The sequence below is a fragment of the Dermacoccus sp. MPR-E5 genome, assembly GCF_058809565.1.
Window position 1 is genome coordinate 16,504 of record NZ_JBXASS010000024.1, and the last position, 11,801, is coordinate 28,304.

At 69.2% G+C, this 11,801-nt stretch carries 13 protein-coding genes and 1 tRNA gene; 8 read left to right on the top strand and 6 right to left on the bottom strand.

Annotation, left to right across the window (positions count from 1 at the left end; genetic code table 11):
- Positions 1-5: 5 nt before the first annotated feature.
- The gene (gene glmU / locus AC1RS9_RS13730; protein WP_492921877.1) at positions 6-1,544 is read right to left on the bottom strand and encodes a bifunctional UDP-N-acetylglucosamine diphosphorylase/glucosamine-1-phosphate N-acetyltransferase GlmU; all 1,539 of its coding nucleotides are present in this window, start codon (positions 1,542-1,544) and stop codon (positions 6-8) included.
- A 160-nt stretch (positions 1,545-1,704) separates the two neighbouring features.
- On the opposite strand from glmU, the gene AC1RS9_RS13735 reads away from it, so the two are divergent.
- The 4 genes from AC1RS9_RS13735 to AC1RS9_RS13750 are packed head-to-tail and all read left to right on the top strand — an operon-like array spanning position 1,705 to position 3,921.
- Positions 1,705-1,890, top strand: a complete 186-nt coding sequence (locus AC1RS9_RS13735; RefSeq protein WP_074041146.1) for a low temperature requirement protein A — start codon at positions 1,705-1,707, stop codon at positions 1,888-1,890.
- Positions 1,860-2,489 carry a low temperature requirement protein A gene (locus tag AC1RS9_RS13740; protein WP_074041147.1) on the top strand — a complete coding sequence of 210 codons (630 nt, stop codon included), beginning with the start codon at positions 1,860-1,862 and terminating at the stop codon, positions 2,487-2,489. Before AC1RS9_RS13735 ends, AC1RS9_RS13740 begins: the two co-directional genes overlap by 31 nt.
- 41 nt (positions 2,490-2,530) lie before the next feature.
- Positions 2,531-2,899 (top strand): hypothetical protein, encoded by a 369-nt coding sequence (locus AC1RS9_RS13745; protein ID WP_143181300.1) that lies wholly within the window; start codon positions 2,531-2,533, stop codon positions 2,897-2,899.
- 5 nt (positions 2,900-2,904) lie between these two features.
- Positions 2,905-3,921: an alpha/beta fold hydrolase gene (locus tag AC1RS9_RS13750; protein WP_171969887.1), complete on the top strand. Its 1,017-nt coding sequence runs from the start codon at positions 2,905-2,907 to the stop codon at positions 3,919-3,921.
- Positions 3,922-3,932: 11 nt separating this feature from the next.
- Here AC1RS9_RS13750 and AC1RS9_RS13755 read toward each other — a convergent pair whose 3' ends face one another.
- A complete protein-coding gene (locus AC1RS9_RS13755) occupies positions 3,933-5,168 on the bottom strand; it encodes a helix-turn-helix domain-containing protein (protein WP_074041150.1) in 1,236 nt (411 codons plus the stop codon).
- 109 nt (positions 5,169-5,277) lie between these two features.
- Here AC1RS9_RS13755 and AC1RS9_RS13760 point away from each other — a divergent pair, with 109 nt between their 5' ends.
- On the top strand, positions 5,278-5,448 hold the full coding sequence (locus AC1RS9_RS13760; RefSeq protein ID WP_171969888.1) for a hypothetical protein: 171 nt from the start codon (positions 5,278-5,280) through the stop codon (positions 5,446-5,448).
- A 378-nt stretch (positions 5,449-5,826) separates the two neighbouring features.
- Here AC1RS9_RS13760 and AC1RS9_RS13765 read toward each other — a convergent pair whose 3' ends face one another.
- Positions 5,827-6,300, bottom strand: coding sequence for a trypsin-like serine protease (locus AC1RS9_RS13765; protein WP_074041151.1), 474 nt, complete (start codon positions 6,298-6,300; stop codon positions 5,827-5,829).
- Between the two features lie 253 nt (positions 6,301-6,553).
- On the opposite strand from AC1RS9_RS13765, the gene AC1RS9_RS13770 reads away from it, so the two are divergent.
- Complete coding sequence (locus AC1RS9_RS13770; RefSeq protein WP_143181301.1) at positions 6,554-7,159, top strand: hypothetical protein; 606 nt, start codon at positions 6,554-6,556, stop codon at positions 7,157-7,159.
- Positions 7,160-7,242: 83 nt separating this feature from the next.
- Here the strand turns inward: AC1RS9_RS13770 and AC1RS9_RS13775 are convergent.
- Positions 7,243-7,321: transfer RNA gene (locus AC1RS9_RS13775), tRNA-Gln, on the bottom strand.
- 168 nt (positions 7,322-7,489) lie between these two features.
- Here AC1RS9_RS13775 and AC1RS9_RS13780 point away from each other — a divergent pair.
- Positions 7,490-8,209, top strand: a complete 720-nt coding sequence (locus tag AC1RS9_RS13780; protein ID WP_144708423.1) for a TetR/AcrR family transcriptional regulator — start codon at positions 7,490-7,492, stop codon at positions 8,207-8,209.
- 72 nt (positions 8,210-8,281) lie between these two features.
- A complete protein-coding gene (locus tag AC1RS9_RS13785) occupies positions 8,282-8,878 on the top strand; it encodes a MarR family winged helix-turn-helix transcriptional regulator (protein WP_082740921.1) in 597 nt (198 codons plus the stop codon).
- 12 nt (positions 8,879-8,890) lie between these two features.
- On the opposite strand, the gene AC1RS9_RS13790 is transcribed toward AC1RS9_RS13785, so the two are convergent.
- On the bottom strand, positions 8,891-9,619 hold the full coding sequence (locus AC1RS9_RS13790) for a TetR/AcrR family transcriptional regulator (protein WP_006946800.1): 729 nt from the start codon (positions 9,617-9,619) through the stop codon (positions 8,891-8,893).
- Positions 9,620-9,762: 143 nt separating this feature from the next.
- Entirely contained in the window at positions 9,763-11,598 is a 1,836-nt protein-coding gene (locus AC1RS9_RS13795; RefSeq protein WP_074041152.1) for an ABC-F family ATP-binding cassette domain-containing protein, read from the bottom strand.
- Positions 11,599-11,801 lie beyond the last annotated feature (203 nt).

Here is an 11,801-nt window from a genome sequence, read left to right on the forward strand (position 1 = left end):
CAGGCTCACTTCGTGATCCCTTCGTCTGCGGAGGATTCCTCGTCAACACTAGTGGACGCCGCTTCACCGGCGGCGGCCCGAGGCGAGGCGTGCGCGACGTCACGCGCGGCGTCCGCCGTCTTCGTCCCGGCACGGCGGCGCTCGACCCAGCCGTCGATGTTGCGCTGACGGCCGCGTGCGACGGCCATCTGGCCGGCCTCGACGTCACCGTCGACGGCGCTGCCGGCGGCGACGTAGGCGCCCGGAGCGATCGTGACAGGCGCGATGAGCACCGAGTCGGATCCGACGAAACTGTGCGCGCCGACGTGCGTCGTGTGCTTGTTGACACCGTCGTAGTTGGCGAAGATCGTGCCCGCGCCGATGTTGGCGCCCTCACCGATGACGGCGTCGCCGCAGTACGTGAGGTGCGGCACCTTGGCGCCGTCACCGATCTGCGCGTTCTTCGTCTCGACGAACCCGCCGATCTTGCCCTTCGCGCCGAGTTCGGTGCCCGGGCGCAGGTAGCTGAACGGGCCGACGCTCGCGCCGGCGCCGATCGTCGCGAGGTTGGCCTGCGTGCGCACGACGGACGCGTCGTCGGCCACCTCCGTGTCGACGAGCGTCGTGTCGGGGCCGATCTCGCAGCGCGCACCGATCGTCGTCGCGCCGCGCAGCTGGGTGTTCGGCTGGACGACCGTGTCGCGGCCGATGGAGACGTCGACGTCGACGAACGTCGTCGCCGGGTCGATGACGATGGCGCCGTCACGCATGGCCTGCGCGACGACGCGACGGTTCAGCTCGCGGCCCATCGCGGCGAGCTGCACCTTGTCGTTGACACCCTCGGTCTGCCACAGGTCGGTGATCGTGTGCGCCTCGACGCGCCCACCGGCCGCGCGGGCCAGGGCGAGGACGTCGGTGAGGTACTTCTCGCCCTGGGCGTTGTCCGTCGTCACCTTCGCGAGGCTCTCACGCAGCACGATCGCGTCGAAGGCGTAGATGCCAGAGTTGATCTCACGGATGTCGAGCGCGTGCGCGAGCTTCGCGTCCCCGGCCTCGCGGGCGGCGAGAGCGTCCTTGTGCTCGATGATGCCGGCGACGGAACCGGATTCGTCGCGCAGGATGCGGCCGTAGCCCGTAGGGTTCTCGACCTCCGCGGTCAGCACGGTGACGGCGTTGCCGCCTGCCTCGTGCGCGCTCGTCAGGTCGACGAGGGTCTGCGTCGCGAGCAGCGGCACGTCGCCGTAGGTGACGAGGACGGTGCCGCTCAGGTCGGCCGGGAGGACGTCGAGGGCGCTCTCGGCGGCGCGGCCGGTGCCCTTGATCTCGTCCTGATCGGCGATCGTCGCGCCCGGCTCGAACTGCTCGATGTGCGCGGCGACGACGTCGCGCTGGTGACGCACGACGACCGCTAGATGCTGCGGCTGCGTGCCGCGCGCCGCGTCGATGGCGTGGCCGAGCAGGCTGCGGCCACCGATCGTGTGCAACACCTTCGGGATGTCGGACTTCATGCGGGTGCCCTCGCCGGCGGCGAGGACGATGACGGCTGCGGGACGGGGTGCGCTCACGCGAGTGACTCCCTGCGGATCGACGATCGGTGGTCTGGCCCGCCCCGGCGGCCCACCCGGTGCGGGCGACGGGGCATATAGAGGTGACTCTACCGCCCACCACCGCCAGAGGCGCTGCGTGCATTCGTCGCGCTCCCCTGTACGCCTTCATGCTGGGTGCATGTCACAGGCGATCGGCGAGACCACCGTGCGGCACCAACACGTCGGGTGGTTGGAGCTGTTCTGCGACCTCGTCTTCGTCGTCGCCATCGAGCGCCTCACCCACCTGCTGCACGGCGACCCGGGTCGCGCGTTGCCGCGACGATCGGGCTCACGATGCTCGTGTGGTTCGCGTGGTTCAACGTGACGGCGCTGACGAACGTGCGCGGCGGCATCGGCCCACGCGGACGCCCGCTCATGTTCGCCTCGATGGCCGGCGTCGGCGTGCTCGCACTCGGGATCGAACCCCTCATCGACGGCCATCCGTGGCTGTTCGCCGTCGGCTACGTCATCGCGCGCACGGCCGTGTGGCCGCTGTGGTGGAGCGGACGACGCGGCGCCGGCGCCATGCGTCCGCTGCTGTGGGGCCCGGGCGTCAGCGCCCTGTGGCTGCTCACCCCGCTCGTGCCCGAGCACCTGCTCGGCTGGGCGCTCGCCGCCCTCGCCTTCCTCGAGATGGGCCTGTCGCTGCTGCGCCCGGACCGCAAGGAGTCGGACGCGCCTCGCCTCAGCGGCCCGCACCTGGTCGAACGCATCGGCCTGTTCGTCATGATCGTGCTCGGCGAGAGCGTCGTGCAGATCGTCGACTCCCTCGACACCGAACGCACGGCCATGACGTGGCTGACGGCCGACTGCAGCGCGCACCTGCACCCCGGATCGCTGACGTGCCTGTGCCTCGGAATGATTCTCGTGCACGTCGGCACGCAGTCGTTGACCCGTCAGGCGTTCGCGACGAACCTCGGCTGAAACCGCGACGCCGCCCGCAGACGGCCGCTGAGCGTGCACAGATGCATCGTGAACAGGCTGAGGCCCACGTAGAGCGGGCACGCGACGCAACGGGGGCGCCGCACGATCCGCAGGGCACCTGGCACGCGATCCTTGGCGGGTTGACGCAACTCGCGACGCATCTCGTCCCCGTCGTCGTCATCTGGTGGCTCGGCGGTCACTGGGCGCCGTGGATCGTCATCACGTTGCTGTTCCTCTACGTCTCCGCGGCCATCTCGGTGCAGGGGTACGGCGAGCGCCGCATCACGGCCTATGTCGAGACCATGCGCGCCGGCGAGGTTGCCGGTGGTACCGGCACTGTCGGTGGTGACGTCGCGGGCGCAGCCGGCGCGAGCACTGCTGACGACGCGACGAACGGCCGCGCCGAATGAGCCGCATGAGCACCGCCGCCAGTGCGCCCGACAGCGGCGCCTCCCCTGGCGGCCGCCCCGCTCCAGGGCGTGGTCGACGACTGGTGCGCCGGGTGGCGCGCGTCGTCGTCAAGCTGTTTCTCGTCGTGACGATCGCATCGTTGACGTTCAACGCCCTCGTGCGGCCGCCGCAGACGCTGCAGGCGCCCGACGGGCGCGACGTCGTCGTCGACGGCGCGCGCGTGCATTACCGCGTGTGGGGTGCGCACGGCACGCCGATCGTGCTCGTCCACGGTTTCGCCGAGTCGACGGTCGCGTGGTCGCTCGCGGCGCCGGAGCTCGCGAAGAACCACGTCGTCTACGCCGTCGACCTGCCCGGGGCGGGCTACTCGCAGTACACGGGCCACTACTCGATCGAGGATCAGGCGCGTGCCGTCACGGGTCTGATCGAGGCGTTGCACATCGAGCGGCCGGTGATCGTCGGGCACTCGCTGGGCGCGGCCGTCGTCGGGCGCGCGGCGCTCGATGCCCCGGGCGCCATCGGCGGTGTCATCTTCGCCGACGGCGACGCCATGGCCTTCGAGGGACGATCGGCCGACCCTGGTGCGTGGACGGGCGTCGTCTCGCGCCTGCCGTACGTCACGACCCTCTACCGACTCGGCACGCAGACGAACGTGTTCGCGCGCCCGATCTTCGACGACCACTGCGGTTCGACGTGTCGCGGCCTGCAAGGCCCCGACGCCGACCGACTGATCGACGCGTGGATGCGGCCGCTGCGCTCGCGCGACGCGGAGGACGCCATGCGCGTCATGGCCGCACACGCGATGACGCACCTGAGCCCCGAGCAAGTGCGCGCCATCCGCGTGCCGCGCGGCATCGTCTGGGGCGCCGAGGACGCGACGTCCGGCGGCTCGCTCCAGGTCGCGCAACAGAACTTCGCGGGCGCGCCGACGGCGACGATTCCGCAAGTCGGCCACCTGTCGATGGTCGCCGACCCGGCAGGTTTCGCGGCCGCGATCGAAACACTGCTGACGCGGCTGTGAACGCCCTGACGTCAGGCGTTCGCCTGCTCTGCGGCCTGCGTGGTCTCGTCGACGAACTCCCAAGCAGCACGGGCTTGGGTGACGTCGCCGGCCTCGGTGAAGCGGCGTGCTGCCTGCAGCGCGACGGCCGTCGCCTGCGTGATGTCGCCCTGTTCGCCGTAGGCGTGGGCGGCTGCGAGGTACAGGCGCCCCTGCGTGCTCGGCGGCAGGTCGGCATCCTCGAGGGCGGCGCGGATGTCATCGAGCGCCTCATCCACGTGCCCCTGCGCCCGCGCGAACCGCGCACGCACGATGGCGAGGGTCGCCAATTCATCGGCGCTCTCGAGCAGGTCGAGGCGGCTCTTCGCTTCGCGTAACAGTTCCGCGACCCCGTCCTCGCAGCCGGCCTGGAGTCGCTCTTCCGCCGCAACGCGCGGAAAACGAGCCCAGTTACGGAAGTCTGCGGTGGGCGACAGGAGTTGGTTCGCTCGATCGTGCGCAGCCTTGCCGGCCTCGACGTCACCGCTGTGCCACGCCACGTTGCCGAGCACCCACTCGGCCAGGCCGCGAGTCGGGGTCTCCTCGAGCGCTGCGGCTGACTCTTCGAGCTCGTGGGCGTAGGCGCCGGCATCGTCATGCCCGGCTGAGATGGCGGCGATGAGTGCCTGCGCCGTCACGATCATGGGGAGGTGCGCGGACTGGCAGAGTCGCACGGCGTCCGCAGCGCTCGACGCGGCGAGCCGCGCGTCCCCGTCGAGACGCGCCGCCTTGGAAGTGAGGATGCCGGCCCGCGCTTCGAGCAAGCTGGAGCCGACCGCGCGCGCAGCTGTCAGGTGAGCCGTGGCCTCAGCGACTGCCTCGCGATAGTGCCCGAGGTCGATGTTGATCTCGACGAGCAAGGCACCGATGAGAAGTGTGATGTCGGAACGTCCGACCGTCGACAGCTGGCGGCGGGCGTCCTGCGCCTGTTCGAAGGCAAGACCGAATGAACCCTGGCGCCACGAAAGAACGGCCTCGGAGTAAAGAGCAACCGCCTCGGCCTCTCCCGCCTTGCGGCGCCCGAACCCGGACAGATCGGAGGCACTCCCGAGCGTGCCGGGCTCGAGATTCAGCTTGGTCTCGAAGTAGCGAAGCATGTCCGGGGTCGGGGTCCGACGGCCCGATTCGAGGTGAGAGACGTAGCTGACGCTGCACCTGTTGCCCGCCAGTTCTGTCTGCGAAAGGCCCGCCTGTTTGCGCGCTGCCTTCAGGCGTTCACCAAAACTCATCGGTAACTACTTCCAGCCCCACAAGCGAGGCATACTTGACACACAACTTGACTCAGCGTGGAGCAAGTTGTTGAACTCTCTACATTACGCATCATATCCAGGAGTGACCATGGCCATCTTCAAGAAGCTTTCCGCATCCGCTGCGCTCGTGGCTGCCGCCGCGGGCCCGACGGTGGCCATCGTCGCCGCCAACTCGGCTGACGCAGCGCTGGCGAGCTCCGCTCACCACCTCGTGGTGAAGACCGGCGAGCACCGCATGTCGGACACCTGGCCGGCCTGATCATCCGCCAACTGCGTAACGTCGCGTGCCCCGTAGCCCCAAAGGCTGGGGGGCACGCGTCGTTCGTCGAGCACTCGCTGTCCACGAGGGCGTTACTCGGCGCCGCCAGGGCCCATCCCTGCCCGCTGCACCCGGAGCGCCGTCGCCCACAGGCGGACCACCATTGTCGTCAGCTCGCGATGCACGAGCACCGTGACCCACGTGAGAGCCCTCATGACCCCGACTGACGCGACGGTGTGCCGCTGACGGCGACCTCCGTTCGCACGACGACGCGGAAGCACAGACACCATCCCCACTCCCCGGTACGACGAAGCCGTCGGCACGCGTGTTGCGTGCCAACGGCGTCTGCATGAGTGCAGGGTCAGCGTCGATGAGCCGTCACCCGCCCGTGACATCGGTGATCCACTGGCGGCTGTCCGTCAGGTTGGCGTAGTTGGAGCCGGTGTGGATGTCGGAGCCGGGATCGGTGGAGTCGCCCGTCGAGCAGACGCCAACGATCTGACCGTTGACGATGAGCGGGCCACCCGAGTCGCCGTGATTCGAGGAGCCGTTGACGCCCTCGAGGTGTATCGCGCGACCACCGTAGGCCTCGGCGCTCTCACCCAGGACGGAGACGCCGGCCTTGTAGAGCCCCGACGTCGGGACGCGGTAGGCGCGCAGGCTGTAGCCCTCGATGACGCCGGAGTCGCCCGCCGTCGCGTCGTAGGAGTCCGCGAGTGGCATGTTCTGGTTGACGAGGGCCGGCTCGATGAGATGCGCGAGCACGACGTCGCCGTTGGACGAGCTCTGCATGGCGTCGACGGCGATCGGCGTGCCGCGGTTCGAGGTGGAGTTGGAGAGGTAGACGTTCATCGACGTGTCACCGTCGGTGCCAGGTGCCTCGGCCTGCTGGCCGGCCGCTTTTTATACATGACTGTATAGGCGACATGCATTTGTCGCATTGCGAAAACATGGATCACCCTGACGGATTCGGCGCAGAAGTGGGTCGTTGCCGCACCAAGCTGCGGTTCTCGCGGCCGACGTCGCGCGGAGGGAAGCGCCATCGTCACGCATTCGTCCTGAGAAGTTCCCCAGGAAGATGTTCCCTGCTCTCGCCGCTGCCGGCGTGGGTGCCCTGACCCTGGCCGCGGCCGCGCCGTCGATGGCGGCCGACTCGCCTGCGACGCCCAGCACGACCGGGGACCACGCCAAGTCGACGATCGTCGGCAGCCTTCAGCACACGCCGATCGAGTTCTGGTGCTCGAAGGGGATGCCGAACCACGTCATCGCAGTGGGCACGGTGAAGACGCCGGAGGCGACGGTGACGGTGAGCGAGCCGCAGCTGCACGAGACGCACACGATGGGCCCGGTGACGCACGACAAGCCGCTCGTCATCTTCTCGAAGATCAACCAGGCCGGGAAGACGGTGACGATCACCGTCAAGGGCAACACGAGCGGGTCGGCGTTCAGCGTCACCGGCACGATTCCGGCGACGTGCAAGGGTCTGCCGACGGTTCAGCCGAACGGCACCGTCATTCCCCCTGCCCAGCCGACGAAGCCGATGCCGGGCACGCCCACTCCGACGAAGCCCGCCCCGAAGCCGATCGACCCGAAGGTGCAGACGGACCTCGTCGCGTCGCGGAGCTCCCCGACGTCCGGTGAGCTCGGCCTCGCCGGACTCGCGTTCGCGGCCATCGCCGCCGGGGGTGCCGCGACGTCTCGTCATCGCTGATCGGCGTCACGTCCCGCGTGATCTTCGCCCGGAAACGCGTCGACGATGACGCGCTCTCGGACGATGATGGTCGGGCTTTCAGGCTCCCCGGGTTGGAATCGAACCAACGTCGCTAGTCCTGATTCAAAGTCAGGCGGCCCCTGCCAGCAGAGCAACCGGGGAACGTCCGCGAAGCGCGGACCGCACAAGAGTAGTTCACGCCGGGCCGCGCTGCACTCCGTCGACGCACCGACGCGTCCCCGCGATCTACGGCGCGGACCGCGCCTCGGACCGCGTCAGCCCGCCCGGGCGCCCCAGGTCTCGGCTGCGACCTCCCGCCCACCCGGCACAATGGAGGGCATGACGACTCCTCGCCGCACGCGCATGTCGGGCACCCAGCGTCGCGAACAGCTCATCGACGTGGGGCGCCGCACGTTCGCGGAACGAGGCGTCGCGGCGGCGACCGTCGAGGAGATCGCGGCGGCGGCGGGCGTGACGAAACCCGTCGTCTACGAGCACTTCGGCGGCAAGGAAGGCTTGTACGCCGTCATCGTCGACCGCGAGACGCGCAGCTTCCTCGACCACATCGCGAGCGCCCTGACCGACGACGGCACACCCCGCGAACTCTTCGAACGCGCCGTGACCGCCCAACTCAGCTACATCAGCGCCAACCCCGACGGTTTCCGTGTGCTCATCCGTGACGCCCCGTCCTGGCACTCGACGGGCTCCCTCGCGAGCCTCATGTCGGACATCGCCACAAAGATCGAGAACGAACTCTCCCGCGTCATGTCGCGCCGCGAGATCGACCCCCGTTTCGCGCCGATCTACGCGCAGATGCTCATCGGCATGGCCGCCCTCACCGGCGACTGGTGGATCGAGCACGGCCAGGAATTCGACGCCACCGAGATGGCCGCCCACATGGTCAACCTCGGCTGGAACGGACTCACCGGCCTCGACGCCACGCCCACGCTCGTCGCGGCCGCGCCGGTGGCCAGCGGCGAGCCTGACGTCGACAACATGGTGGCACCGATGGGCCTGGGCGACGACGAGACGGACGACGACATCGCGTGACGAGGGCTGACGCCGTCTGCCGAGGGCAAGTCTCTCGACATCAAGTTTCTTGACGAGCGATAGACTGACGGCATGTCACTCACCGGTTCGCCGCGCCCTGCCGACTCGAACCGTGCTTTCGGCCCAAGGGGCGCCGACGACATCGCGTCTGCGACGTCGACCGCTCCCGACGGCAAGCCGCACCATGACGAGGTCGACGTCATCGTCGATGCCTGGGCGAGCGTCCGCCCGGGGCTCGACACGACGCCACTCGAAGTGCTCTCGCGCATCAGCCGTATCGCGCGGCGCCTCGACCAGGCGCGCAACGCCGTCTTCACCGAGCATGAACTCGACGGCTGGGAGTTCGACGTGATGTCCGCCCTGCGCCGCGCAGGCGAACCGTTCGAGCTCTCCCCCGGCGCCCTCGTGCAGAAGACACTCGTCACCTCCGGCACGATGACGAATCGCGTCGACGGACTCGAACGACGCGGCTTCGTCTCCCGTCAACCATCGCCGAGCGACCGCCGCGGCGTCCTCGTCCGGCTGACCCCCGCGGGGCTGCGGGCCGTCGACGCCGCGTTCGACGCGCTGCTGCATCACGAGCGCCGCCTGCTCGCCGGCATGGACGACGACGCTCGCGCTCACCTCGCCGCGTCGCTGCGGACGCTGCTCACGGCCGTCGAGAGCTGACCGCGAGGCACCTCAGTCGTCTTCGGTGCGGACGGTGCTCGACGTCCTGGATGCAGGCTCCGACAGCGCCGTCGGAAGAGATCCGGTCGGCGCCAGCTTCTCGACGAGGGCGGTGATGTCCGCGACGAGCCCGCGTCCCACCGGTAGCCGTGCGAGCATCAGCATGCGCGCGAGGATGGGGGCGACGCCGTCGATGAGCGTCATCGTGCGCGCCCGCTGCTCGCTGTCATCGCACACCCAGTGCAGCGTGATGCCGAGATAGACGAGCCACAGCAACATCGGCAACTGGCGTCGCAGTGCGCCACCCGGCACGCCCTTCGAGCGTTCGAGCACGTCGGTGACGAGGCCGATCGCATCGTCGCGCGCCTGCGCCGACGCTCCCGACAGCGGGCTCGTGCCCGACGACGCCTGCAGCGCCGTCGTCAGCAGCGTCGAACCGAAGCCGTGGTACGGCTCCATGACGTCGATGCCCGCCCGCCACAGCGCGCATAGGTTGTCGGCAAGCGGCGCTCCGTCGCGGATGGCGGCCAGCGCAACGTCGCGATGCTCGGCCTGGAGGCGCAGGTACAACTGCTGGACGAGCGCGTCCTTGCCGTCGAAGTAGTAGTACGCATTTCCTTGCGAGACGCCGGCTTCCGCGGCGATCGCGCGCATCGTCGTCTTCTCGTATCCGTGCTCGCGGAACATCGCCAACGCCGTCTCGACGAGGGCTTCACGCGTCTGCTCCGACTTCGTCGTCATGCGCTCAGTCAACCACGCTGTTGAACACGTTCAACGGCGCGCGCGGGGTCGTCGAGCCCTCCTAGACAGTCGTTCACGGCGCCTGGTGTGGCAAACGGCGCAGCGCCGCCAGGCGCCGCGCGCGACCGGAACACGCGCTCAGTTCAGGCGAGCACCTCGGCGGCCTCGAGCCAGTCCATCTCGAGTTCGTCCTTCTCGGCGAGCACGGCACGCAGCTTGACGTCGATCTCCGCGGCCTTGCCGTAATCGCTTGCGGCAGCGGCGAGCTCGTCGTGCAGCTTGGTCTCGCGCTCGGCCAGCTTCGCGAGCTGACGTTCGATGCGCGCCACCGTCTTGCGCGCCTCGCGCTCCTCGGCGGCGCTCACCACGCGTCCGCCGGCGCCAGCGCCTGCTGCGTCGTCAGCCGCGAGCGAGGTCGCATCGACCCCCTTCGCCGCCGCGCCCTGACGCTCGAACGCCGCCTGCGCCTGCAGGTGGTGCGCACGCAGCTCGAGGTACTGCTCGACCCCGCCGATGAGGTCGAGGATCTTGCCGTCTCCGAGCAAGGCGACCTGGCGATCGCACATGCGCTCGAGCAGGTACCGGTCGTGGCTGACGACGACGAGTGTGCCTGCCCAGCCGTCGAGGACGTCCTCCATCGACTGCAGCGTCTCGATGTCGAGGTCATTGGTCGGCTCGTCGAGCAGCAGCACGTTCGGCTCGCTCATGAGCAGGCGGAGGAACTGCAGTCGTCGACGTTCGCCACCCGACAGCTCCGACACCCGCGCCTGCTGACGTCCCCCGGAGAAGCCGAGCCGCTTCGCGAGCTGCGAGGCGGACGTCTCCTTGCCGTCGAGCATGATGTAGCTCGCCACGTCCTCGATCGCCTCGATGACGCGCCAGCCCTCGACGTCGTCGAGCTCGCGCACCTCCTGCGTCAGGTACGCGATCTTGACGGTCTTGCCCTGCTTGCGTTTGCCCGCCGACAGCTCCTGGGTTCCCGCGATGGCGCGCAGCAGCGTCGACTTGCCCGCGCCGTTGACGCCGACGATGCCGGTGCGCTCGCCCGGCGCGAGCCGCCACGTCTGCTTCGTCAGCAGTTCGCGCCCGCCGAGCGTGACGGACGCGTCGACGAGGTCGATGACATCCTTGCCGAGCCGCGTCGTCGCGAACCGGACGAGTTCGACGTCATTGCGCGGATCCGGTTCGTTCGCGATGAGCGCGTTGGCCGCGTCGATGCGGAACTTCGGCTTGCTCGTGCGGGCCGGGGCACCGCGCTGCAGCCACGCGAGCTCCTTGCGCAGCAGGTTCTGGCGACGCTCCTCCGTCGCGGCCGCGATGCGTGCACGTTCGGCCTTCGCGAGCACGAACGCGGCGTAACCGCCTTCGTACTGCTCGACGCGTCCGTCGATGACCTCCCACGTGTTGGTGCCCGTCGCGTCGAGGAACCACCGGTCGTGGGTGATCGTGACGAGCGCCGAGTCGCTGCGTGTGCGGCGTGCGTTGAGGAAGTCGGCGAGCCATTGCACGCCCTCGACATCGAGATGGTTGGTGGGCTCGTCGAGCAGCAGCAGATCAGGGTCGTCGACGAGCAGCTTCGCGAGCGCGATGCGACGGCGCTCGCCACCGGACTTGGGGCCGACGACGTCGTGCAGATCCATTCCCGGCAACAACCCGTTGATGACCTCGCGGATGCGGGCCTCCCCCGCCCACTCGTGCTCGGCGCGATCACCGACGACGGCCTGCAGCACCGTCCACTCCGCAGGAATCGTGTCCGCCTGCGTCAGCATGCCGACGGTGACGCCGTTCGCCATCGTCAGACGCCCCGAATCGACCTCGTGCACACCCGCGAGCACCTTGAGCAGCGTCGACTTGCCTCCACCGTTGCGGCCGACGATGCCGATGCGCTCACCGCCGCCGATGCCGAGCGACACCGAATCGAGCAACTGCTGGGTGCCGAGGGCGAGCGAGATCTTCTCAGCGGACAGGAGGTTGGCCATGCCCGCGATTGTCTCACCGCCGTGTCACGTCGCCCAAAGCTGATGATGCGGCGCCCGTCAGAGCAGGTGCCGGACCGAGACGAGCGCTCGCCACGCCGTCCGTCAGATGTGGACGTAGTTCGCAGATGGGGACGTAGATCGCCGATGTGGATGGCAATCGCGAGGGTGGACGAAAATCGCAGGGTGGCAAGGCGGGGCGGGTC